Here is a 24603-nt window from a genome sequence, read left to right as displayed (position 1 = left end):
GTGCACGTCCTGCTCGTATTTATCGACGGCGTCGGCCTGGGCACTGATGACCCGACCGTCAATCCGCTGATCGCCGCACACACTCCGACCCTTGAATCGCTCAGCGCCGGTCAACGATGGACGACCGAGGCAGTGCGTTCAGACAATGGCCGTGCGGCCTTTATCCCGACCGACGCCAAGCTGGGCGTCGCGGGCCGTCCGCAGAGCGGCAGCAATCAAGCCGCGATCTTGACCGGCATCAACGTGCCTCAGCGGCTAGGCTATCACTACGGGCCGAAGCCGGACGCGCCGACTCGTCAACTGCTTGAAGAGACCAACCTGTTCAAGACGGTGCTTCAGGCAGGGCGCAGCGCGGACTTGATCAACGCTTACCCGCCCCGCCTGCACCACGATATCAACCGCGGCAAGACGCTGCGTTCGAGCATCCAACATGCGGCGTGGGCAGCCGGGCTTGCGCTGCACACCGCCGACGATCTTCTCAGCGGCGACGCGCTCAGCGAAGACTGGACGGCCCGCGCATGGCGCGAGTACCTCGGATTTCCAAACGCTCCTACCCATTCCCCCGAGGACGCTGGCCGGCGCATGGTCGAGGTCTCGCGCAAGTACGACTTCGCGTTCTTCAGCCACTGGTTCACCGACATCATCGGCCATCGCGGGCCGTTCGAGGATGGCGTCAAGCTCATCGAGACCATCGACCGTGTGCTGTCGGGTGCGCTCGACGCATGGGACGACGACGAAGGGCTAATGATCGTTACCAGCGACCACGGCAATTTCGAAGCGCTCGATCACGGGAAGCACACCGAGAATGCCGTCCCGACGGTCGTTATCGGGGCTGCGCGCCATGCCTTCGCCGACGGGTACAGCGACCTCACGCACATCACGCCGCGCATCCTCGACGCGCTCGGCATCGGCTGACCGCTCGTACGCTTCGGCTGGCACCTGACAACAGGTGTACCATGGAGTTGTGAGACATCTGCCGCGGAGGACACGGAATGAACCCGCAAGAACTCAATATCCTGCACATGACGACCGCGCTGCGAACTCAGATGATGGAGATGCTCACCGATGCGGATCTGAGCTTTCAGATCGACGGCAATCCGACATTAGGCCAGTGGTGCCGGGAGATGGGCGATGTCGAGCGCATGTACATCGAATCGTTCAAGACGCTCAAGATGCCGTGGGGAATGCGCTCGGACGACCCGTCGTACGAGTCGAGCGTCGCGGCACTCGTGGCGTGGTACGCGCAGCTCGATGCCGAGCTGGACGCCACGCTCAATGCGATTCCGGATGCAGACTTCCAGACCAAGGCGGTCGATCGTGCCGGGGGCTTCATGATGCCGCTCGGCGGGCAGTTCCACACCTACCGCGAGGCGCTCCTGATTCACTGCGGCAAGTGCAGTGTGTATCTACGAGCGCTCGGCAAAGAGATGCCACTGCAGTGGCGGCAATGGATCGGGTAAGGAGACTTCTGGCGGGGCTTGCGACAGCGTCGCAACGTGCAAGGTCTTCTCAGTCGCCCCCTAAGAGACGCCCCCGTACCTGCTTCGATACGGGGGCGTTTGTTCAAGCGAGCCTGGGTGCCGGCTACGGCATCGCGGCAGCGAGTGTCGCGCAGGCGAGGCACTGGCCGTTGCGCACGATTGCGTAACCAGCCTGCGGGTCTTCGCCGTATGAGGTGAAGTCCACGTTCCACACGATCAACATGCGCACACGCCCGCCTTGGCGCGAAAGCCGGACGGCGTCGCCCAACCACTGCGCCTGTTCCTGCACGCTCGTATCGGCGGCCCACGCAAATCCGCCGGGTAGCGGGCCAAAGCCTTCGGGCGACAGGTAGCCGAGTTCGGTGAAGCACAACGGCTTGCTGGGGAATGCCCCGGCGTACAGGTCGACCATTGTGCCGTAGTAGCGCGTGTAGTGGCCGGAGTTTCCACGCGGGTCACCGCTGCGCGCGGTCGGCGGCAGGATACCTTCATTGTAGTGAATACCGACGCAGTCCATGTAGTTGGCAGCACCGGCGTTGCGCATCTGGCTGATGAAGATGTTGTCGTCGCAGCCAGCCGCCTGGCACTGCCCACCCCAGAACCCGGTCGGCGACGGTGCGCCGCTGATCACCACCGTGTTCCCGTTGGCGCTCTTGATGGCGTTGTAGGCCGCGGCGAGCATTTGGGTGTAATTGGCCCCGTTGACCTGTCCGTTCGGCCACTCGCGATCGATGTTCGGCTCGTTCCACACCTCGATGCCGTCAGCGCCTAGCTGCGCGACACCGGCGAGGAACGACGCAAATTCCTGATAGTACTGCTGCGGGTTGCCCCCGAACTGCTCGGGATAGCCGACGACCGAAAGCAGAATCTTGAAGCCACGATCGTGGGCCGCCTGAATGGCACCCGCGGCCACGCTTGCCGGATCGCCGCGGTTCCAACGAAGCTGCTGCTTGACCCATGTCATCTTCGCAGAGCGCATCTGGTCTACGAACGCGTAGCTTTGGATGTGCCCGCCAAGCACGAACGTCGTCAAGCCGGCCCCACCGGGCACGGTCGCGACAGCAGTGGGCTGACCGGGGGGCTGTGTCGGCGCTGGTCCGCCACTACCACCCGGAATCTGCAGCCGCTGGCCGACGAAGATCAGGTTGACGTTGGCGATACCGTTCAACTGCGCGATGGCCGACACCGTCGTGCCGAAGCGCTGGGCGATTCGGCCCAATGTGTCACCGCGCACGACGACATACACTGACGGCGTGCCACCGCCCGGCGCGCTGGTCGGTTGGGTTGGGGGCGTGGTCCCACCGCCACCGGGGATAACCAGCCGCTGACCGGCATAGATCAGGTTGATGTTGGCGATATTGTTGCGTTGGGCGATGGCCGTAACCGATACGCCGAAACGCAGGCTGATGCGATACAGCGTGTCGCCGTATTGCACCGTGTAGACCTGTTCCTGCTCGGTCTGGGCCGTAGCAGCAGGCACAGCGATTCCGAGAAGTGCGATGAGCAGACAGACAAACACGAGACGACGCATAATCAATTTCCTCTAATGGCCCGACTGGCGCTACCGTGAATATACCACGCACGCGGAGAGACTGCGCCAAATCAAGGTGTTACACTTTTTTAATGTCGACGGCTGTGTGCCGCTGAGCGGCTATGGTAGTATCAGGACAAACTCGTTTAGAGGGTCTGAACATGCGGCTTGCCGTGCTGTCCGACATCCATGGAAACCTTGCTGCCCTGAACGTCATTCTGGAAGATCTGGCAGCTAGCGGTCCGTTCGATGTCACGTGGTGTCTGGGCGATCTGGCGGCCTTCGGCCCGCGCCCGCTCGAGTGTGTCGATACCATCCGCCGGCTTGGCGAAGCAGACGAGGGTAAGACATTCAAAGTCATCGGCGGAAACACCGACCGCTATCTGATCGGGGGCGAACGGCTTCGCGTCGGCGCGGCTCAAGACGAAGTCGAACTCAAGCGGCTCGCCGGCGAACTGCAGACGCGAGATACGATGCTGAACTGGTCGATGGGCGCGCTGGACTGGGAGAACTACAAGTTCTTGCGCACCCTCCTGCGTCGGGAGTTAGCGACCAACGTGCCCGGCTACGGCGTCGTGATCGGTTTCCATGCGGTTCCCGGCGACGACGAAGCATTCCTCACCGATTCGACGCCGGACGAACTCGTCGCCGACTACATGCTTGACCGCGAAGGCCGGCTCGGCATCGGCGGGCATACGCACCGCCAGCTGAACCGCATCGCCGGACATTGGCACATCGTGAACCCGGGCGCAGTTGGGATGTCCTTCGATCGGCCCGGCTTTGCACAATACGCCATCCTAACGTTCGATGACGGCAATGTGTCGATTGACCTGAGAAGTCTGCCCTACGACGTCGACGCGGTCGTACAGGACGCGCGCACGGTCGGGCATCCGAATCCGGAGTGGCTGTCGGGCAAACTGCGGCCCAGCACATAGCCCATGCCGCGCACGCAGCAGCTTCTCGACGATCTTGCCGGCGATACGCACTTCGGCGTACTGATCATGGCGCAGCTCGACGCGGTGCCCGAAACACTTCAGTTGATCGTCGCGGCGGCGGAAGAAGTCCCCGGCCAACCGGCGCTGGTCGACCGGAGGCGCTACGTCGTACGCGCGATCGGTGTCGCAGAGCACAACCTAAGCCTTGGGCTGTTTGGGTCGATCAGGATTCTTGACGAGCACCCGCTGCTCCTGGCCTACAACAGCGACCCCGCAGGTCTGTTCTTCCGTGGCACGCCCGATGACACCAGTGCCTTGTTCATCGATTTGATGCAGGCATACGCTTCGGCGTTTGGGCCATGGCGCCACCCGCCCCAGTACTTGAACACGAGCAAGCCGCTGCTCTCGCTTCTGCAAGGTGGCGGCGACCTGCTCGGTCAAATGCCGCTTCCACTCGCCCACACGCTCGCACCCGTCCTCGAATCGCACGGCCTCGAAACCCGCATCTTGAGCGAGGCACAATCAGACGACGAGCATGGTCGGTCGCGGAAGCGCAAGGTACTTCTGCTTGACGAGTCGTATGTCATCGCGTTCGACTTTTCAGTCGAGTTCCTAGGTAAAGCGTGATCGTCTGTAGATACGGAAAAGGATTGTTTCAACATGCAGCTTTCAACCATCGTCGCACTCGTTACCGGCGGGGCTTCCGGGCTGGGCGGCGCAACCGCCGCTCGGTTGGTGAAGTCGGGCGCCAAAGTCGTCATCGCTGACGTCAATGAACAGGTGGGCTTGACGCATGCGCAGGCACTCGGCAGCAGTGCGCGCTTTTTTCGCGTCGACGTCACAGACTCCGGTCAACTGCAGGCCGCGGTCGATCTGGCCGTGGCCGAATTCGGCGGCCTCAATGCACTTGTCAACTGCGCGGGAATCGGCCCGGCGATGCGCACCCTGACCAAGGAAGGGCCGCACGCGCTCGATCTCTTCGAGCGGGTAATCCGCGTCAATCTGATCGGGACCTTCAACGCTATCCGGCTTGCCGCTGCCGTCATGGCCGAAAGACCCGCGAACGCCGACGGCGAGCGGGGAGTCATCGTCAACACCGCGTCTGTCGCGGCCTTCGATGGTCAGATTGGGCAGGCGGCATATTCGGCATCCAAGGGCGGAATCGTCGGCATGACGCTGCCGATTGCCCGTGACCTCTCGCGGGTCGGAATACGCGTCGTCACGATCGCACCCGGGTTGTTCGACACGCCGTTGTTGGCCGGACTGCCCGAAGCCGCGCGTGAATCGCTCGGTCAGCAGGTGCCGTTCCCGTCCCGGTTGGGTCGTCCCGAAGAGTACGCGCAGATGGTCGAGGCGATTATCGCCAATCCGATGTTGAACGGCGAGACCGTGCGGCTGGACGGCGCGTTGAGAATGGCGCCACGTTAGCGTTCGTCTACCGAACCGTATAGACGTATTCGGGAATTAGGCGCAGCACGACCGGCTGCCCGGAGAGCTCCGTGAGCGGTGTCAGAAGTTGGTCCGCGTCGGGCAGCGGCTGATCGGAATCGACACGCAGCGTCACGAGGAACTCAAGCGTATCGCCTTCGGTCGTCTCGATGTCTACCACCTCAGCCGGAGCAAGGCCGTCGCGCAGAAGCTGCGCAACTTCCTCGTCCTCCTGCTGCGACTGCGTCAAGATCACGATCTGATAGATCGCAAAAATCGACAGCGACGCCAGCACCGCCAGCGACACGCGCGCGAATTGACGTTCACGCTTGCCTTGCGCCATACCGAGCCATGTCAGCACGAGGGCCGTGGACGATACGATGCACACGATGTTGACGAAGAACAACAGGGCCGCACCGGACGCCAGAGCCGACTCGCCCATGACCGCGGCAAGGCCCACCGTACATAGCGGCGGCATCAACGACGCGGCGATCGCAACACCGACAGCCGCAGAGGGAATGTCCTTACGGGCCATCGCGTACGCCCCGATGAATCCGGACGCCAACGCGACGAATGCGTCCGGCAGCGACGGCGCCCCCCGGTTGAGCATCTCTTGCGTAGGTACGGTCGTCGCCGTGAGCACGCCGAGCAAGCCCGCGACAAGCAAGGCTGCGGCAATGCCGACGACGAGCGTCCAAAGACCATGCAGCGCGGTGGGAAAGCGAGGGGCCGCGAACCCGGCGGCGGTTGCAATAAGGGGCTGCATCAAGGGCGCAATCAGCATCGCACCGATAACAACGGCTGAGCTATCGAGCAGGAGGCCGAGCGTCGCAATCATCGCAGAGATCACGATCAGCACGACGTAGTCCAGCGACGGCCGCGATGCGCTGTCGCTGATCGACAGTACCTCCTCGCGCTCCGGGCGGGTCATCAGCGGGCGCAGCCATGCCACCCGTGACGCGAACCAGCGTGACAGCACGGGCGCGCTTAGCCGCCTGAGGCTGGTCGTGACGAGCACGGGTCCGTCGGCATCTGCAAGGATTTCGCCTACGGACTTATCAAACCACTGATCGGGGTCGCCCGGTCGATCGATGACACCGGTGACCAGCAGTGCGTGCTCGTCGGAACGTGCAAGGATCGCTTTGGCCGTGTTCTCCGCTTCGACGACCTTGCCCTCCACGTGCGTTCCGTTCTCAAGTTCCGCCAACACTCGATCGAGCGCCGACTGTGCCGAGTCCCGCAGATCTGAACCCTTCACCGCGAACACGGCTTCGGCCGGGATCCCGCGCTGCTCGGCCAACTGCGCACCGACCGCGGTGGCAGCGCGCCCGGCGGATGCGCCGTTCATCAACATCACGATGCGTTTGACGTCTGCCGACTTCGCCGGTTGGTAGATCAGTACGTCACAAGGCGCCGCGGTGAGCAGCCCCTCCACTATCGTCGACAGGTCGAACGCTCCTTTCCGATCGCGTCGCTGTCCGACGAGGATCGCATCGGCCCGAATTTCACGTGCAAGGTCGAGGATGCCACGGGTCACGCTCGAATTGAGGCGCGACACAAAACGGATTGACCATCCCTGTTCGCGCAGTTCGCTGATCGCGGGCGTCAACTCGTCCCGTAGTTCCGAATCGTCCTCTGTGTTTTCTCCGCCAATCGTAACGGCGACGAGCTCCCCTTTGTCGTACGTTACGAGCGACGCGGCGGCGCGAAGCAAGCTCGGTGCGGTCTTAGGATCGGATACCGGAACGAGTACTCGCTTGAGCCGCTGAAGACGGGCTGGGCGCGCCATGGTCGTGACCTTTGCTTGCGAAGTCCGGCACCGAGTGTACACACAGAAAAGCGGCGGTGTCCACGTGGACGCCGCCGCTTGCTAACGATCGTCATATCTCAGCCGGGCGTACTAACTCTCGGCAGGGGCCTGCGCCGCAGCGGCGAAGCGGATTTGCAGCAGCACGTCGTCCGTGACGTTCGCTACGCCCGGCACGGTCGGGATTTGCAGGTTGTACGCGCTGCGCAGGACGGTTGCCTCTGCTGATCCGGTCAGCTCGGTTTCCGAGACCAAAGTTATGGTCACATCAAACGTCACCGAGTTGGTGATCTGGCGAATCGGCAGATCGCCTGTAACGGTAAACGTAAACGTATCGCCCACGCTGACCCGTTCAGGCAAGCCGCTAATCGCTGTCGGCGTAAAAGTCGTGAACTCGTACTCGGTGCGGGCCGATTCGAGGATTTCTGCCCGAATCGCGCGGTTGCGAAACTCGTTGTCGGTCGCCAGCGTGCGCAAATTGATTTCGATCGGACCCACCGACGAATTTTCTGGATTCGCAAGGTCGACCGAGATCGTTCCGCCGACTTGGTTAGTCGTGCCAACGACCGTCGTCCGCACGCCGCGCAAGTCCTCGAGCAGTGTGAAGCTCACCTGAGAGTTCTCAGGCGAGAGCACAAACGTCGTCGCGCCCGGGGCGGCCGAACTATCGCCACCCTCAGCGCTAACGTCGCGGCTGGCCTCGCCCGATCCGCCGACAAAGTAGGTGTAGCCCAGTACTCCGCCAACCGAGCCGACCCCTAACGCAATCAGCACGGCGACGATAAGTACCCATAGTGGGACAGGGCGCTTGAGCATGACTTGTTCTCCCTATCCTGACACTTCAGCGGTCGCCGCTGGAACAACTTCTTCCGTGGCGGTCGGTGCGATCTGAGGCACCTGCGCACCAGCCGCGGCCGCATCTTCGAGCGAACCGACGCGGCCGTTACCCGGAGCGTTGGCGAAGCTCGTATCGAACGACACCATCCATACGCCCGAAGGCGAGAGCGCCAGACCAAACGGGTAATTCAATCCGGTGGCGACGGGTTGGGTGCCTGCCGGGTCCACACGCACGACCTGTCCTGTTGCCGGGATGAAGCCGTTGTCGCCATAACGCCCATATTCCACGGCGTACAACCCGGTCGAGTCCATGGCAAGGTCGACAACCGCCGTCAGGCCGGAGATTGTTTCGACCAACGTCCCGCTGCTCGACCACTTCTCCACCCGTGCGCTGCCTTCGACATGCGGGAAACCGCTCAGGAAGCCGACATAGACGGAGCCTTCGGAATCCACCTCAACCGACGTCGGCACGGGATTATCAGTCCAAGCAGCGAATACTTGAAGTTCAGCGACACCCGGTACGACACGCCAAACCGTGTTTGCGCCAGCGTCTGCCAGGTAAATCGTGCCGTCGGGCGCAAAGGCGATGTCCATTGGATTGCTATCGATGATCTCGCCGTCTGGGTTAAGCGCGCTTTCCGCGGCCAGCGTATCCAGCGAAACGGCGATCGACTCGGACTCCATGTCCCACAGTACGAGGCCACGTCCCAACGATCCCGTTGCGTCTCCGCCGCCATTGCCAACAACGAGGTATAGCAGATCGTCTACCGGTACTGCCGCGTGCACACCGACGATCTCGTCAAAGCCCCAGTTCATACTCGGCAAGTTGCTGGCATATACCGCCTGCGTGCCATCGGTGCCGAGTGTCGATACCTGTCCAGTAAGCCCGGCAAGCGCGGGCCCGAGGGGCCCGTCTGTCGCTACATCTCCACCAGCCCCAGCCTCGGCGATCCACAACGTTCCGGACGCGTCGTAGGCAATGTGCCTCGGCGAGAGCAGTCCACTCGCGGACGGGCCTGACTGCGCGCCAACCACCCCGGTCAGCAGCACGCCAAGAGCAGCACCGATCGCGACTATCTTCAATCGCAGCATGACAATCCCCTCTCTATTCTGGTCACGCGGATAGAGTGCCCTATCCTAGCTTCTCAGGATACGCACAATTGTTATACGCGCGCGACCAGCAGATGAGGTTCCCGTGAGTATTCTGCTTTAGGGTGCGGATTCCGCCTCAACGGTGCTCTTCAGCACAACGATGCGTTGGTCAAACGTACGGAACTTCTCAAGCCGTTCCTTACTTTGTGTCGCAATCGTTTCAAGCCGGCTGAAAATGGGCGTCAGCACCTGCATGCCGTACTGAGCAAGGCGCGACCGTTCCTTGCTGGTGAGGTCGTCAAGCGCCGCGTGATAGGTCTTTTGCAGCCGGTCGATTCGGTGGTTGAAGTCCTGCTTCGTCTCGACGGCAATGCGCCGCAAATAGCGGATCATCAGCAGGCTGCCGGGAAGCGCGAGCACCGCGCCGGCGATCACGGCGGGTATCGCCAGCGGCGCCGCAGCCACACCGCCGGGCAGCGCCCCGCCCGCCAGACCAAGCAGCAGCACGACGAGGCCGCCAAACGCGCTGAGCAGGCTGTTGCGCAGACCCGACAGGTTCGACTCGAACAGCCGGTGCATATCGCCGATCACCTGCCCGGACTCGTACGACTTCAGCTCGGTCTCGGCGATCCGAATGGCTTCGTCCAGTCCCTCTCGCTGCTGCGCGTAGGTCGTCGCGTCGAAGCCCACAACCTCGCCCTCCAGAACATCCTTGAGGCGGTTGAGCCGGTCGATCACGCCGCGCCAGTACACGCGGCTGTTGTCGACGAGCGCGTTAACGTAGGCGGACGCCGCGTCGCTGATGTCGCGCGAGGCACGGCCCAAGACCTGATCGTGAAACTCCGTCTGAAGGCGTTCCTTGCTGGGTGCCCCGCCGAATAGGCGCACGTTGAGGTTCGCATCGATGAATGCCATTCCCCGTTCGCGCAGGGCCAGAAACACCTTGTCGATCTCGAGGCGTGCAGACTTCAGAGGATCGGCAAGAGAGATGGATTGCTGTTCTAGCTCGCTGCGGATCGTCTTTGCCCGCGTCGAGTCCGCGCTCACGGCATCGTACTTGTCTTCGAGCTGCCGGACGTAGCGACGAACGACTTGCGCCGCGGTGTCCAACTGCGCAAGCAGCTTCTGCTGGGCCGGCGGCGTCTGGGCCAGCACGCCGCGTAGATGCGCCTTGACCGCCCCCATGCCGCCGTCAGCACCGGCAAGCGCATCCTTGGCGCTCACCATGAAGATCAGCGGGGCAAGGTTCAGGTGCTGCTTGACCTGCTGCTCGATGAACCGGCGGACCGTCTCCCGTTCGTTTGGATCTAGCAGATCAATCTGATTCACGACAAGGATGATCTTCTTGCCGTACTGCATGGCAAGGTCGAGGTAGAGGCGCTCCGCGTCCGCCAGCGCGCGCTTTGCCGACAGGACGAAGATCACCAGATCGGAACGGTGCAGGAACGACTTCGCAGTCGTCTCGTGCCGTTGGAATACCGAACCCGTCCCCGGCGTATCGACCAACGCGACACCCGGTCCGCCGGTGTTCGGGTGCGACCATTCACGGGTGCTGCTGTCCTGCCGAACCGTCGGGACGCGAACGGCCTGCGATCCGTACCGCACCAACTCAATCGCCTCGGTGGTGGGCGTGATCCCCATCGGCAGCAGCGGCTCGCCCAGAAGCGCGTTGATGAACGTGGACTTACCCGCGTTGAATTCGCCGATGATAGCGACGAGGAAGAACGCCTCGCGCAGGTCGGATGCCATATCCTGCAATCGCGTCCGGTCAGCCTGCGCGCCGTCGTTGAGTCCGGAGAGCGCGGCAGCGATGTCCGTCAGCAGGTGAATCGTCTGTTCACGAAGCGCTTCGAGCGCGCCGGTTCCCACCGGGGTCATTTGCACCATGTTAGCCTCGCAGTCCGAACAAGCTCTTACGTCCAAGCTTGTTGACGTCTTGTTCCAAGCGGTTCAGTTCAGTCTCTACGGCATGCAGCCGAACCAACTGCTGATTGTGCAACTCTGCCTGTCCATCGACCAGTCTTGTCAGGGGTGCCGTGGCGTCCCGTCGCAGGCGCATTGCATATTCGAGCTGCGCATCGGCGGCCTTCTGCAGCGCTTTAGCGTACTCGGTCTGGACCGCGAAGATGCGCGTCTTGAGGCGCGCCGCGATGGCTCGCCCGACAATCGGCATGATCAGCAGTCCGACCATCGCCAGCGCAAGCAGCAGAACCAGCGTGATGAGCGTAGCTTGACCGTTGTCGCCCAGCACACCGCTTGCGAAGATCACCACTCCGAACACGACGATCAACAGCTCCCACAGCGCGAGGTAGACGACCGCGCTCCGCGCTGACCGCGCGAAGTCCTCGGAACCCAGCTTGCGTACGTCTTCCTCGGAGCGCGTGAGAACGGGACGGACTTCTTGCAGCGGTTTGCGGTCGTACGTGATCGGAGCCTGCGGCGTGCCAATGACTTTGTCCTGAATCGCGGCCGGCAGCCCCTTGATCTCACGCTGAGTATAGGATGCCAGCTCGTCGAAATCCTTTAGGTCGCGGCCCTCGAGCTGTGGGCCGAGCTTATCGACGATCGGGCCGAGGCCGTTAATCGGCGCGAAGACTTCGCGCTGCTGGAACGCGCTGACGACGTACTCTGGCGTCTTACCACGGCGGAACAGCCGGGCGATACCGACCAGTTCGAGTGCGCCACGCCACACCGAGCCGACCACGCGGTTGAGCTGAAAGATGTCGCTGACGGCCAACCCTGTGCGCGATGCCGCTTCCGCAAACTGCGCTTCAACTTGCTGAACGGCGTCGCGGATGACTTGCTGCTGGTCGCGTTCCTGTGCAGAAAGCTGCTGCTTGACGTTTTCTGAGATCGACCGCGCGTGATCGAGCGCACCTTGGTTCGACTTCAACTTCGCGACAGCATGGGCGGCAGCTGTCTCGGCGATCTGCAGCGGCGTGAGCAGTTTCTGGCGCAGTCGCTCGGCGTCGTCCAACTGCGAGTCGACATACTGCTCGATTTGGCCGAGGCCGCTGGCGCGCCACGTCACCTCATCGTCCTCGGTCTGCGCGGTAAGGCCAAGCTTGGCGGACACCATCCACACGGGCACCGGCAGACCAAGCTGCGCTTGGCTGTGTTCCGTCACGTACTTCTGGACGGCTGTGCGCTCGTCTTCGCTCAGGAGGTCGCTCTGGTTGACGAGGATGATGACCTTCTTGCCGTAATCGCGCAGGGTCTGAAGCGATTGCAGACTGCTGGCACTCATCGCCTGCGTCGCCAGCATGACATAGAACACCGTGTCCGCGCGGTGGAGAAAGCGCCGCGTGATACTCTCGTGGGTCTGGAAGATGCTCTCCAGCCCCGGCGTATCGACAAGGCTGACCTTGTTGAGGATTGGCGCCGGATACATAACGGTGTCGATGTCGCCGCTGACGATACGTGACGCCTGCTCCCCGAAGCGCATGATGCTGATTCGGTCAGTCGTCGGGATCGGCCCGACGGGCAGGATGTCGCCGGAGCCAAGCAGCGCGTTGATCAGGCTGCTTTTGCCCGAACTAAACGAGCCCACAAAGACGATTAGGTACGGATTGTCGGCATGGAACAGCGCGTCACGCGCCTGTTCGGCGTTGACCGGATCGAGGCCATCGATGTTTGGTAGGACCTCGAGCAGGTCGGTGATTACGGTGAACTCGCGGCGGCGGAGGCCGTCGTATTCGCGCGTCAGCCGGTTTTCGCTTACTAGATCAGCCACGGCATGCACCTTTCCCGTGCGTGTTGTCCACGGCAGTACCGTCATCGTAAACGGCACACCGGTAGCATACAAGATCATGTTTGGCTTCGCATGAGTTGGCCGTTGCCCGCCCACTCTGTGGCGCTACAATGGCGCTGGCAATCAAACACCCAACCCTGAGGGATTCATGCTCAACGAATCGATCCGGTTTCTGGATGATCGTTTGTACGTAGACGACGTCGAACTCGGTGCATTGGGCGCACAGTTCGGAACACCGCTGTATGTGTACAGTCTGCGCCGCATCGCCGCCAACTATCGCGCTATCGCCACAGCATTTACGCCGCTCGATGCGGAAATCCACTTCAGCGCCAAATCGAATGGCAACCTTGCTATCCTCGAAACGCTGGTGAAGCAGGGCGCCGGTATCGACGCGGTTAGCGCCGGCGAAGCGTATCGGGCGCTGCGTGCCGGCTGTGCACCAGCAAAGATTGTGTTTGCGGGTGTCGGAAAGACCTATGCCGAGATCAAATGGGCGGTCGAACAGCAAATCGGCTGGTTCAACGTCGAAAACGAGCTCGAGCTCGAATACCTTAATACGATTGCAGGGCAAGCGGGGACGCGCGTCAGGGTCGCCTTGCGCCTCAACCCCGACGTGACTGCCAACACACACCCGTACATCGCCACTGGCCACGGTGCGGCGAAGTTTGGCCTGACTGGTGATGTGGTCGATGCGATCCTCGCGCGGCGGCAGCAATACGCCCATATCGACATCGAAGGGCTGCATCTGCATATCGGAAGTCAACTTGGCGACACGGAGGCGACCGGCAAGGCGGTCGACACGGCCACCTCGATCGCCAAGCAGCACGCCGGAATCACGACTCTCAACGTCGGCGGTGGGCTACCGTTGGCGTACGATCCGCACAGCCACCTGCCAAGTCCGCGCGAATTCATGGATGTGCTGGCGCAGCGCGCTGCCGGGTTCCACATTCTGCTTGAGCCGGGCCGGTCGATCAGCGGAGACGCCGGCGTGCTGCTGACGTCCGTGCTATACGTCAAGCATCAAGGCGGGCAGCACATTGTCATCGTCGACGGCAGTATGACCGAGCTGCTGCGCCCGGCGCTGTACGGTGCCAAACACGCCATCGTCCCGGTCATCGCCCGTGGCGAGTCGATCGGTCCTGTGCAAGTTGTCGGGCCGGTGTGCGAAAGCTCGGATGTGTTGGGTCGGGACGTCCCGCTGCCGGCACTCGAGCCGGGCGATCTGGTGGCCGTGCTGGATGCCGGTGCTTACGGGATGGTCATGGCCTCGAACTACAACGCGCGGGTGCGCCCCGCCGAAATCGTCATCGAGACGGACGGTTCGACGGTGCACGTCGCACGCAGGCGGGAGACGTGGGACGATCTGCTGTTGTGCGAGGTGTAAGAAACGAAAAGCCCCGCGTCGGGGGGCTTTCGGTTGGCGATGGTGTGACTCGAACACACGACCTAACGATTATGAGTCGTTCGCTCTAACCGGCTGAGCTACATCGCCTTGTTCTACGACAAAGCCCACCGGGCGGTGGGCTCTAAAGTCGCGGGGGCAGGATTCGAACCTACGACCTTCAGGTTATGAGCCTGACGAGCTGCCTCTGCTCTACCCCGCACTGTTAACACTTCGCATTCTAGTACCGCCAGCCCCCGGTGTCAACCGTGAAAACCGGTCCAATATGCTAGAACGGTGTTAGAAATGCGGGATCTGAGCGGCGTTCGGCGGTTAGTCTTCAGTGATGAGCTTGACGAATTTGCGCTTGCCCACTTGCAGCACCGCGGGCAGGTCGACGACCCGTACCACCGCCGAAAGCTCGGTCACAGGCTGGTCGGCCAGCCGGATGCCGCCCTGCTCGATCAGCCGCGAGGCTTCCTTGCCGCTGGCGACCATATTCAGACGGCGCAGGACGTCGACCACACGCTCGTCGCCGGTCACTGTTGCAGTTGGGATGTCGGTGGGGATGCCCGGCCCGCCCTTACTGCGGAACACTTCGTCCCAGCGCTGCTGTGCTGCCACGGCATCGTCCGGGCTGTGGTAGATCGAGACAATTTCGCGCGCAAGGCGCATCTTGGCCTCGTTCGGGTGCAGCGACCCGTCTTTCAGCCCTTGTTCGAAGTCGGCAAGCTGCGCCGGCGTCCAGCCGAGGATCAGTTTGTGGTAGATGGGCATCGCCGCATCCGGGATGCTCATCACCTTGCCGTACATGTCCCACGCCTCGCCCAGCAGCGGAATGTGGTTGCCTTGCGACTTGCTCATCTTCTCGTGGCCGTCGGTGCCGGGCAGCGACTCGCCCATGATGATCGCGACCTGCGGCTTCTGCCCAAGGCCCTGCTGGAGCTTGCGCCCTGCGACCACGATGTTGAAGAGCTGGTCCTGCCCGCCGACCTGCACGTCCGCTTCCTGCGCTACTGCATCGTAGGCCTGCATCAGCGCGTAGAAGAACTCGTGCAGGTAAATCGGAAGCCCGTCCTTGATGCGGTTGGCGAAATTCTCGCGCACCAAGAACTGCTGCACGGTGAAATTGCTGGCAAGCCGGATGATGTCGGCGAAGTCGAGCGTGGACAACCATTCGTCGTTGTAGCGCACGCGCGTCAGGTCGGGGTCAAGGATCTTGAATGCCTGCTCGGCGTAAGTGCGGGCGTTCTCGCGCACCTCGTCGACCGTAAGCTGATTCCGTGCCTTATCCTTGTCCGACGGGTCGCCGATCAGGCTGGTAAACGTACCGATCAGGAACGTCACATCGTGGCCCAGCTCTTGAAACTGGCGCAGCTTGCGCATGGTGATCGTGTGGCCGAGATGCAAATCGGGCTTGCGCGGGTCGTAACCGCAGTACACGCGCAGCGGCCGACCCGCTTCTTCGGCCTCGATGAGCCGTTCGCGCAGTTCGCGAGCCATCGTCACTTTGGTTTCCGGGTCGCCGTACTCGGCGCCAGACATCAAGATTTCGACTTGTTCGTCAATGCTGACCATGCGGATTCTCGTTGTAGGGATTGGGCTGACTGCAATTCCCCGCAGTATAACGGAATCCGCCCCGGCGTGGCAGTGTTCACATCATAGATTGGGGTAGCCTGCCTTGTGACCACGGCATGACGGGCACTATAATGCAGGACATCATCACGCGTGTCGCGCACAGGAAACCCTGAATGAAAACCATGAGCAGTGCCGAAGTCCGGCAGGCTTTCCTCGAATTCTTTGAAGAACACGGGCACAAGCAGGTGGAGTCATCGTCGCTTGTGCCGGCCAACGACCCGACCCTGCTGTTCACAAACGCGGGCATGGTGCAGTTCAAGGACGTGTTCCTCGGCCTCGACAAGCGCGACTACAAGCGCGCGACCACTTCGCAGAAGTGCATGCGCGTTTCCGGCAAGCACAACGATCTGGAAAACGTCGGGCCGTCGCCGCGGCATCACACGTTTTTCGAGATGCTGGGCAACTTCAGCTTCGGCGACTACTTCAAGCGCGACGCCATCATCTACGCGCATCAGTTCCTGACGCAGGTGTGCGGCTTGCCTGAAGACCGGTTGGTCTACACGGTCTATCAGAACGACGACGAGGCGTACAGCTACTGGGTGAACGATGTCGGCGTCGATCCGAAGCGTGTGGCGCGGATGGGTCCCAAGACGAATTTCTGGCAGATGGCCGATACGGGCCCGTGCGGCCCAACCAGCGAAATTCATTGGGACAAGACGCCGGAGTTAGGCGAAGACAGCATCGTCGAGATGCTGCAAGTTGAAGACGACCGGTTCCTCGAAATCTGGAACCTCGTGTTCATGCAGTTCAACCGCACCGCGCCAGACCCCGAACACAGCGGTCAGTTCGACGTTCCGCTTCCGGCGCCCGGTGTCGATACCGGCATGGGCCTTGAGCGCATCGTCAGCATCGTGCAGGGCAAGCTCGCCAACTACGAGACCGACCTGTTCATGCCGATTATCGAGGCGACGCAGCAGCTCACCGGCCACAGCGACGCGACCCGCGATGCCAATATCGTGCCGTACCGCGTTATCGCCGATCACGTGCGCGCCGCCGTATTCCTGATCGCCGACGGTGTCGAACCGGGCGCGAAGAACCGCCAAGCCGTGTGCCGCCTTGTCATTCGCCGCGCCGCGCGGTTCGGAACCAAACTCGGATTCGACTCGCCGTTCCTCGGTACCGTTGCTCAATCTGTGATCGACCACATGGGCGAACACTACACCGAGTTGACCGCCAAAGCCGATCAGATCAGGGCGGTCATCACCAAAGAGGAAACGATGTTCCGTCGCACGCTCGATCGCGGCGTTAGCCTCTTAAACGCGATGCTCGATCAGCTTCCCGAAGACGGGACGCTGCCGGGCGATCAGGCCTTCTACCTCAAAGCGACGCTCGGCCTGCCGTTTGAGGTCATCAAAGACATTTGCGAAGAACGCGGCTATACCGTCGATCTGGCCGGGTTCAACGCCGCCGAGGCCGAACACTCCCGCGTGAGCGGCGGCAAGGTCATCGGCCGCATCGAGAGCGCAGAAGCCTACACGGATCTGCTTGCCGACCTCAGAAGCAGCGGCGCGCTCGCGGAATCGGGCGTGGCGTATTCGCCCTACGGTCCGACGACGGTGGCAGGCGTTCGCGTCCTGGCGATTCTTGGTGAAGGCGGCCCGATCGAGTCGGCCATTGCCGGAGACCGCGTCGAGGTTGTGCTGAGCGAGACGCCGTTCTATGTCGAGGCCGGCGGACAGGTCAGCGACACCGGCACGATCAGCGGCGACGACTGGGTGATCGTGGTTGATGACACCCGCCGCCCTGTTGCCGGTTTGATCGTCCATTCTGGCGAGGTCGGTGAAGGACAACCCAAGGTCGGAGATGAGGCCACCGCCGCGGTGGACAGCCTGCGCCGCGCGGACATCATCAAGAATCACACCGCAACGCACCTGCTCCACGCCGCGCTTCGCAACCAGCTCGGGACGCATGTCGAGCAGCGCGGCTCGCTCGTCGCGCCGGATCGCCTACGCTTCGACTTTGCGCACGGCGACCGCGTCTCCGAGCGTCAGCTGCGCACGATTGAGCGCGAGGTCAACGACGCGGTGCAGGCCAACTACGCGGTCGTCGCCAAAGTCAAATCGCTTGCCGAGGCACGCGCAGAAGGCGCGATGGCCCTGTTTGGCGAGAAGTATGGCGATACCGTGCGTACAGTCTCCATCGGCGCGAACGGTCAGCGCTACAGTTATGAGTTGTGCGGCGGCGTGCATGTGCGTGAAACCGGCGAGATTGGCGCGTTCGTGTTCACCAACGAAGGAAGCGTGAGCAGCGGCATCCGCCGCGTGGAAGCCTTGACCGGGCGCGCGGCCGTCGAATACATTCAAGACAACCTATCGGCACTGCACCACATCGCCGGGCAGCTTGGTGCGAAGCCTGTCGAGGCGCAGTCCCGCCTTGCGGCGCTGCAGGACGAGTTAGCCCAATCCCGCAAGCAGTACAACGCGCTTCAGCGCGAACTGGCCCGGCTCAAGTTCGAGGCATTGATGCGCGAGGCCGAGGCGACAAACGGCATCCGAACGCTGGTCGCACAGGTCGACGGGGTGCCGGTGGACGTGATGCGTGAAATGGCCGACTGGTTCAAGGGCCGCGTAAGCGACGGCGTCATCGTCATCGGCACGGTCTTCGAAGGCAAGCCACAGCTGCTCGCGTCGGTCGCTGGCGGCCTGACCAAGCAGGGTTACCACGCCGGCGAACTGATCAAGTCGATTGCGCCCATTATCGGCGGCGGCGGCGGCGGGCGACCCGACATGGCGCAGGCGGGCGGCAAAGATCCGTCGAAATTGGCAGACGCGCTGCAAGCTGCGCGCGACGCTCTGGCGGCAAAGGGTCGCTAAGGCGGCCACCGAGCGTAATGCCGAAGGACGCTGCATTCATCCAACTCGAGGCCGGCGAGGAAGCCAATTCCGTCCGCGACCGGCTTCAATTTTTCCGTGGACAGCACGTCCTGATCGTGTGGCCGGAGGTGGGTACGGCGCTCACGCGCAAGCTCGACCTCGTGCTCGTCCAACGCGAGGCGATGCGCCGCGCCATCCGCGTTGCGTTCGTAACGCACGACCCGCAAATTATCGAGTACGCGCGCGAGCTGGACATCAGCACTTTTGAGACTATCGGCGCGTCGCAACGCGGGCGTTGGAAACGCGGCCGGGGCAAGGTCTTCGCCAACCGGAGTCAGAAGCCTAAGAACGAGCCCACCCCGGCAGATTTGATGCCGCTGGCAAGCCGTGTGCGGGCCGGGGCGCGCATTCCGCTTCCGTTCTTCGCGCGGTTGGTCATGCTGGCGATCGTCTCCGGTGTGTTGGCGCTCGCTGCAACCGTTGTGCTGCCCGGCGCAACCGTGTCATTGACACTGGCCCGCCGCGACATCGTCGCCGATGTCGTCATCAGCGCGTCGCCGCGAATGCAAGCCATCGACGTTGAGAACTCACGCATCCCCGCGCGCTTTCAACTTGTTCAGGTCGTGCAGTCCGGCACCTACCCATCTACGGGCCGCCTCGCCGGCGAGGACACGCTTGCCACTGGCACGGTGACAATTGTGAACCGGACCGCGACGCCGCGCGAGATTCCTGCCGGTACGATCGTCAGCACCGCTGACGGCGCACCCGTACGGTTTCGTCTGCTGTCAACCGCCCTGCTCCCCGGCGGCGAAGGGCTTTCCGTCGAGGTGCGGGTAGAAGCGCTGCCCGAGTTTGCTGGCGAGATCGGCAACGTCGCCGCGGCGCGCATTACCGCGCTGGACACCGACTTCGCCGACACCGTGACCGTCACCAACCTGCTGCCTCTGAGCGGCGGACAAAGCCGAACCTTGCCCGTGGTGACACAATCCGATATCGACCGCTTGCGCGCGGCAGTACGACAGCAGATCCAGGCGCAGGCACAGGCCGACATCGGTCAGCTCTTGGCCGAAGGCGAGTTCTTCATCGATGAGAGTATCGCCATCACGCCCGAGAGCGAGCGCGGCGACTGGCAAGTGTACTCGGCGAACGTCGGCGATGTCGCCAATGAGGTGACGCTCGAAATGCGGGCGGTGGTTCAGGCGCTCGTCATCAACCAGCGCGATGCCGAACGCGTGGGATTTGCCGCGCTCAGCCAACAGATTTCGCGCGGGCGCAGCCTCGACATCGGCACGCTGCGCTACGAACGCGGCCCAATCATGAGCCTGTCCGACGACGGCGAAGTGACGTTCCAATTGTTTGCAGAAGGTATGATCTCCGGCAGTGTCGACACTGCTGAACTGCAGCAGTTTCTCGCCGGCCGATCGCTTCCGGATGCGCGGCTTTACCTCGCCAGCACGTTGGAACTGGCGCCCGGCTCCGAGCCGGTCATCAGTGTGTTTCCCCAGTTTGGCGACACCCTCCCGATCCTGCCGTTCCGCATCACTGTGGACATTCGGGAAGAAACGAACCCATGATCCGCGCCCCGCTGCTTGGCATCGACCACGGCATTAAGCGTATCGGCATTGCCGTCAGTGACCGGCTGTGGCTGACGGCACGCGAGGTCACGGTCATTACGCGCACGACACGGTCTGCCGATTTCGAGGCGATTTCGCGGCTTATCACCGAACACGGCGCGGGTGCGTTGGTGATCGGAATGCCGCACGATGAGCTTGCAGCAGAGGGCGAACACACACAGGCCGATACCGTGGCATTGTGGATTGAGCGCCTGCGCGACGTCTGCGACCTGCCGGTTGTGACGTGGGACGAGCAGATGACGAGTGAAGATGCCAAACGGATCGCCCGCCGGATGCGCCGCGACCCGCGCGCGCCAATCGACGACCTTGCCGCCCGCGTGATGCTGCAGAGCTATCTGGACGCGGTGCGCGACGGCCTCGCCGAAGAACCCGCATCTCGCACGATAGACCGGAGCACCGACTGATGCGCGCAATTCGTTGGATCATTGGCCTCGGGGTGCTGGCCGTCTTCGCGGCAGCAGCGGCATTCGCGCTGGTCGTAATCGCCAGCGGGCGCAGCCCCGGCGATACGGTGCGCTCGTTGATCGCGCAAATCGCGTTGGCCGGGCGCGCGGACGAATTGGAGACCCCGTTCGGCAGCGACGATCGTCCGCGCCGGTTTGAAGTCGCGTTCGGAGACACGCCGACCAGCATCGGTCAAGGGCTGCAAGCGCTAGGCGTCATTGGCGATGCCGAGTTGTTCGTCGACTACGCCCGGGCTGAAGGACTGGACACGCAGTTTCAGGCCGGCATCTATTTCGTCAGGCAAACGCATCCGCTGACACAGATCGCCGGTCAGTTGACGGACGCACGCGGCAGCCATATCCCGTTTCGCATGTTGGCCGGGTGGCGGCTTGAAGAGGTCGCGCAAGCGATCGACAACACCCCGGCGTTCAACTTCGCCGGCGGTGACTTTCTCGCGGCGGCCTCTGCACCATCCGCCGAACTCGCGGCACGCTTCGGCTTGCCTCCCGGCGCAGGACTAGAAGGCTTTTTGGGCGAAGGTACATATCAGTTCCCTCCGGACGTGACGGTCGCAGAGGTTCGCGACGCGCTGGCCGAGGGCTTCCTATCGGCGCTAGACGCGCTGATCCTCGCTGACCTCGGCGCGCAGGGGTTTTCACTATACGAAGCTGTTACGCTCGCGTCGATCGTGCAGCGCGAGGCCGTGCAGCAAAGCGAGATGCCACTAATCGCCGGCGTATACCGCAATCGGCTCGACATCGGCATGAAGCTTGACGCTGACCCGACCGTGCAGTACGCCCTCGGGAACTCGCGGGGGAGCTGGTGGCCGCGGATAACCGCCGCAGACTACAACGCTGTCGTATCGTCGTACAACACCTATCTGATCGGCGGGCTGCCGCCTGGCCCGATCAACTCGCCGGGATTGCTTGCTTTGCGTGCGGTCGTCTATCCACAGGCTTCCGAGTATTACTACTTCCGCGCCGACTGCCGCGACGACGGATTTCACGACTTCGCACCCACCTACGAAGAGCACCTCGCTAATGGGTGTTAGGCGGTTCGTCTTGGCTGCAATTGCGGCCGCTCTCGCGCTCGCGGCCTGTGCGCCGGCCAGCCAACCGCCACGGCGGATCGCGCTGCTGGCGCCGTTCGAGGGGCGCTATCGCGAGGTCGGTTACGACGCACTGTACGCGCTTAGGCTCGGACTCGCGGACAGCGGTTCGAACATGATTGTCAATGCCATTGACATAAGCCGCGAGGCCGACGTGCGCATCTACGCAGCGTACCGCGACCCAACCATCGTCGCATGGGTGTTGGCCGGGCCACAGCTCGCGCAGCGAGACGTTCACATCTCGTTACGGTCGTATATCACGCTTCCTTCCCTCGTACTTGGAAGTTGGGGGGCGCCGCAAGTAGCGGCTGTGTACCTGATGGCCCCGTCCAACGTGTCCATCGGTCCGGCTGTCGTGCCGCTCGACACGTACCGCTGGGACGACGACGAAGACCACGGCGGCGACGTGTTTGCGCTGAGGGAGTTTGCCCGCCTCAACCCGGGCGCCGATCCAGTGATCGTCACCGCCGCGGCGCTGCCAGACGAAGCGTTGGCGCGGCGCATAAAGGCCAGCGGGCTTTTCGTTCCGGAGCCGAGACTGCATGCTTCGCTGGCTTACGATGCTGGGCTGTTCCTAGGGGGAGCGCTGGCCGACGCCGATACGCGCGCCGACGCACTAGAAGCGGTGCTCCGCTACGAAGTCGAGGGCTACAACGGGACAATCGCGTTCGATCCGGGCGGCTGGCGCGACGCGCCGGTTCACCGGTATCGGGTCACCGGGGAAACGCTCGTCAAGCTCCCTTAGTCCGCGCGGTTGGCTTTGCGTACAAACGTCTCGTAAACGTGCGGGAGTGGCGGGACCTCGTCGCGGCCATAGGTGATTGCATTGTGCACAAGCGATACCGCGCGTGCGAGCTTGTCACGATCGTTGGCATGCAGTGTCACCAGTGCTTGCCCGGGTTGGACGGCGTCGCCAACATTCACATGCACGACGGCGCCGACAGCATGATCGATCGAGTCGGTCTTCTTCTCACGTCCACCGCCCAACTCGAACACGACGCGCGCAATGGTTTCCGCGTCGACACCGGCGATGTATCGTTCCTGCACCGCACGAATCGTCTCGACATATGCAGCCCGTGGCAGCAGGTCCGGGTTGTCGACGACCTCGACATCGCCGCCCTGCGCCTCGACCATCGCCCGGAACGTGGCGAAGGCCTTGCCATCGTCGAGGAAGTCCGCCAATTGGTCGTTGATGCGGTCGTAATCCGTCCACCGTTCGCCGCGACCAGCCAACCACAACATATGCGCGGAGACCTCGAGGCAGTGCTCGCGGAAGTCCGCCGGCCCGTCGCCGCGCAGCACATCGATCACCTCGCGGATTTCGAGAGCATGGCCGACCGCCTCGCCCAGCGGCTGATTCATGTCGGTCACCATGGCGATCATATCGCGGTGCGCCGATACGCCGATATCGACCATCGCCTGCGCCAGCTCGACGCCGTCTTGGACGGATTTCATGAACGCGCCCGTCCCTACCTTGACGTCCAGCACGATTCCACGTGCGCCGGCTGCGATCTTTTTGCTCATGATGCTGCTGACGATCAGCGGAAGGCTCTGCACCGTGCCGGTAACGTCGCGCAGGGCGTACAGCTTGCCGTCTGCAGGCGCAAGCTCGCCGGACTGGCCGGCCAATACGATCCCGTTGGCCTTCGCCAGTTCACGAAACTCGGTCTCGGACAGATTCACGTTGTAGCCGGGAATGCTCTCGAGTTTGTCGAGCGTGCCGCCGGTCAAGCCGAGGCCACGCCCGCTCATCTTAGCCACCTTGACACCGCACGACGCGACCAGCGGCAGCACGACCAACGAGGTCTTATCGCCCACGCCACCGGACGAGTGCTTGTCTACCGCGTACGGCGTAATGTCGCTCAGGTCCAGCACACGGCCGGAATTCGCCATCGCCATCGTCAGCGCCACAGTCTCGTCGTGATCCATCCCGTTGATGACGATCGCCATCAGGAGCGCCGCCGTCTGGTAGTCCGGCGCGTCCCCGCGCGTGACTGCTTCGACGAACCACGCAATTTCCTCGCGGGTCAACGTCTGTTTGTCGCGCTTCTTGGCTATAATGTCGAGCATGTTCATGGGAAAGCTCCCCGAAAGGTGCAGTAATGTGGATCATCTTACTGGCAATGCTCGGCTACGGCGTACTACATACGTGGCTTGCTGGAGCGTTTAAGCCGGTATTCCGCTCCCGTTTCGGAGACCGTGCCTACGAGGGATTATATCGTATTCTCTTCAACGTAATCGCCGCCGCCGGCCTCGGCGCGATCGGACTGCTGATGATCTTGTTGGATGCGCGCGAACCGGTGATATGGATCCTTCCGGCGTCCCTCGAGCCCGTACTCATCGCAATTCAAGCAGTCGGCATCGTCGGCGCGGTCGTATCGCTGCTGCAAGTCGACCTCGGCCGTTTCGCCGGCCTGTCTCAGCTTCGCGCCTATTTGGCTGGCGATCCGCTCCCGCTGCCGCCCGAACCGCTGCGCATCACCGGCATCTACCGCTGGGTGCGGCACCCGCTCTACTTGTTTTCTCTCATGGCGCTGTGGCCGGTGACTGTTATGCGTGGAGCCTACCTCGGGTTCTGCATCGGCGCGACCATCTACTTCGTGGTCGGGTCGCTGTACGAGGAGCGCCGCATGATCGCCGTGTTTGGCGACGAGTACCGCGAGTATCAGCGCCAAACCGCGTGGCTCATCCCGTTCGTGCGCCTCCCGCAGCGAGGGTCGTAG

At 62.7% G+C, this 24603-nt stretch carries 20 protein-coding genes and 2 tRNA genes; 12 read left to right on the top strand and 10 right to left on the bottom strand.

The genetic code is table 11. From position 1 onward, the window contains the following. Together IPM16_04365 and IPM16_04360 are read left to right on the top strand one after the other, a co-directional pair. On the top strand, nucleotides 1-915 hold the full coding sequence (locus tag IPM16_04365; GenBank protein ID MBK9122343.1) for a hypothetical protein: 915 nt from the start codon (nucleotides 1-3) through the stop codon (nucleotides 913-915). A 77-nt stretch (nucleotides 916-992) separates the two neighbouring features. Continuing rightward, nucleotides 993-1460, top strand: a complete 468-nt coding sequence (locus IPM16_04360; protein MBK9122342.1) for a DinB family protein — start codon at nucleotides 993-995, stop codon at nucleotides 1458-1460. Between the two features lie 124 nt (nucleotides 1461-1584). Here IPM16_04360 and IPM16_04355 read toward each other — a convergent pair whose 3' ends face one another. Next, nucleotides 1585-3012: a LysM peptidoglycan-binding domain-containing protein gene (locus IPM16_04355; protein MBK9122341.1), complete on the bottom strand. Its 1428-nt coding sequence runs from the start codon at nucleotides 3010-3012 to the stop codon at nucleotides 1585-1587. A gap of 161 nt (nucleotides 3013-3173) precedes the next feature. Here IPM16_04355 and IPM16_04350 point away from each other — a divergent pair, with 161 nt between their 5' ends. Genes IPM16_04350 through IPM16_04340 form a run of 3 tightly spaced genes read left to right on the top strand, consistent with a single transcriptional unit; the run spans nucleotide 3174 to nucleotide 5375 of the window. Further along, nucleotides 3174-3947 (top strand): metallophosphoesterase family protein, encoded by a 774-nt coding sequence (locus tag IPM16_04350; protein ID MBK9122340.1) that lies wholly within the window; start codon nucleotides 3174-3176, stop codon nucleotides 3945-3947. 3 nt (nucleotides 3948-3950) lie between these two features. Then, the gene (locus IPM16_04345; protein MBK9122339.1) at nucleotides 3951-4574 is read left to right on the top strand and encodes a hypothetical protein; all 624 of its coding nucleotides are present in this window, start codon (nucleotides 3951-3953) and stop codon (nucleotides 4572-4574) included. Between the two features lie 33 nt (nucleotides 4575-4607). Then, a complete protein-coding gene (locus IPM16_04340) occupies nucleotides 4608-5375 on the top strand; it encodes a 3-hydroxyacyl-CoA dehydrogenase (GenBank protein ID MBK9122338.1) in 768 nt (255 codons plus the stop codon). Between the two features lie 7 nt (nucleotides 5376-5382). Here IPM16_04340 and IPM16_04335 read toward each other — a convergent pair whose 3' ends face one another. The 5 genes from IPM16_04335 to IPM16_04315 form a co-directional block, all read right to left on the bottom strand. Next, nucleotides 5383-7164 carry a DUF389 domain-containing protein gene (locus tag IPM16_04335; protein MBK9122337.1) on the bottom strand — a complete coding sequence of 594 codons (1782 nt, stop codon included), beginning with the start codon at nucleotides 7162-7164 and terminating at the stop codon, nucleotides 5383-5385. A gap of 111 nt (nucleotides 7165-7275) precedes the next feature. After that, a complete protein-coding gene (locus tag IPM16_04330) occupies nucleotides 7276-7998 on the bottom strand; it encodes a YceI family protein (GenBank protein MBK9122336.1) in 723 nt (240 codons plus the stop codon). A 12-nt stretch (nucleotides 7999-8010) separates the two neighbouring features. Continuing rightward, on the bottom strand, nucleotides 8011-9111 hold the full coding sequence (locus tag IPM16_04325; protein ID MBK9122335.1) for a ScyD/ScyE family protein: 1101 nt from the start codon (nucleotides 9109-9111) through the stop codon (nucleotides 8011-8013). Between the two features lie 117 nt (nucleotides 9112-9228). After that, a complete protein-coding gene (locus tag IPM16_04320; protein ID MBK9122334.1) occupies nucleotides 9229-10998 on the bottom strand; it encodes a dynamin family protein in 1770 nt (589 codons plus the stop codon). A 1-nt stretch (nucleotide 10999) separates the two neighbouring features. Next, entirely contained in the window at nucleotides 11000-12844 is a 1845-nt protein-coding gene (locus IPM16_04315) for a dynamin family protein (GenBank protein ID MBK9122333.1), read from the bottom strand. Nucleotides 12845-13010: 166 nt separating this feature from the next. Here IPM16_04315 and lysA point away from each other — a divergent pair, with 166 nt between their 5' ends. Next, nucleotides 13011-14246, top strand: a complete 1236-nt coding sequence (lysA, locus tag IPM16_04310; GenBank protein MBK9122332.1) for a diaminopimelate decarboxylase — start codon at nucleotides 13011-13013, stop codon at nucleotides 14244-14246. Between the two features lie 34 nt (nucleotides 14247-14280). Here lysA and IPM16_04305 read toward each other — a convergent pair. The 3 genes from IPM16_04305 to IPM16_04295 form a co-directional block, all read right to left on the bottom strand. Beyond that, a tRNA-Met gene (locus IPM16_04305) sits at nucleotides 14281-14354 on the bottom strand. Between the two features lie 40 nt (nucleotides 14355-14394). After that, nucleotides 14395-14466, bottom strand: a tRNA-Met gene (locus IPM16_04300). A 110-nt stretch (nucleotides 14467-14576) separates the two neighbouring features. After that, complete coding sequence (locus IPM16_04295; protein ID MBK9122331.1) at nucleotides 14577-15821, bottom strand: tyrosine--tRNA ligase; 1245 nt, start codon at nucleotides 15819-15821, stop codon at nucleotides 14577-14579. A 173-nt stretch (nucleotides 15822-15994) separates the two neighbouring features. Here IPM16_04295 and alaS point away from each other — a divergent pair, with 173 nt between their 5' ends. From alaS to IPM16_04270, 5 genes are read left to right on the top strand one after another with little or no spacing between them, the layout of a single operon-like run. Next, nucleotides 15995-18694, top strand: a complete 2700-nt coding sequence (gene alaS, locus IPM16_04290; protein ID MBK9122330.1) for an alanine--tRNA ligase — start codon at nucleotides 15995-15997, stop codon at nucleotides 18692-18694. Between the two features lie 17 nt (nucleotides 18695-18711). After that, nucleotides 18712-20268: a baseplate J/gp47 family protein gene (locus tag IPM16_04285; protein ID MBK9122329.1), complete on the top strand. Its 1557-nt coding sequence runs from the start codon at nucleotides 18712-18714 to the stop codon at nucleotides 20266-20268. Beyond that, on the top strand, nucleotides 20265-20732 hold the full coding sequence (gene ruvX / locus IPM16_04280; protein ID MBK9122328.1) for a Holliday junction resolvase RuvX: 468 nt from the start codon (nucleotides 20265-20267) through the stop codon (nucleotides 20730-20732). The genes IPM16_04285 and ruvX overlap by 4 nt, the downstream gene beginning before the upstream one ends. Beyond that, entirely contained in the window at nucleotides 20732-21823 is a 1092-nt protein-coding gene (mltG, locus tag IPM16_04275; GenBank protein MBK9122327.1) for an endolytic transglycosylase MltG, read from the top strand. Before ruvX ends, mltG begins: the two co-directional genes overlap by 1 nt. Nucleotides 21824-21833: 10 nt before the next feature. Continuing rightward, the gene (locus tag IPM16_04270) at nucleotides 21834-22625 is read left to right on the top strand and encodes a hypothetical protein (protein MBK9122326.1); all 792 of its coding nucleotides are present in this window, start codon (nucleotides 21834-21836) and stop codon (nucleotides 22623-22625) included. On the opposite strand, the gene IPM16_04265 is transcribed toward IPM16_04270, so the two are convergent. Beyond that, nucleotides 22622-23956: a thymidine phosphorylase gene (locus IPM16_04265; protein MBK9122325.1), complete on the bottom strand. Its 1335-nt coding sequence runs from the start codon at nucleotides 23954-23956 to the stop codon at nucleotides 22622-22624. The two genes, IPM16_04270 and IPM16_04265, sit on opposite strands and share 4 nt — an antisense overlap. 26 nt (nucleotides 23957-23982) lie before the next feature. Between IPM16_04265 and IPM16_04260 the strand changes: the two genes are divergently transcribed. Beyond that, nucleotides 23983-24603 (top strand): DUF1295 domain-containing protein, encoded by a 621-nt coding sequence (locus tag IPM16_04260; GenBank protein ID MBK9122324.1) that lies wholly within the window; start codon nucleotides 23983-23985, stop codon nucleotides 24601-24603.

The sequence above is a fragment of the Candidatus Flexicrinis affinis genome (assembly GCA_016716525.1).
Lineage (GTDB): Bacteria > Chloroflexota > Anaerolineae > Aggregatilineales > Phototrophicaceae > Flexicrinis > Flexicrinis affinis.
This window is presented reverse-complemented; position numbering and strand designations above follow the sequence as displayed.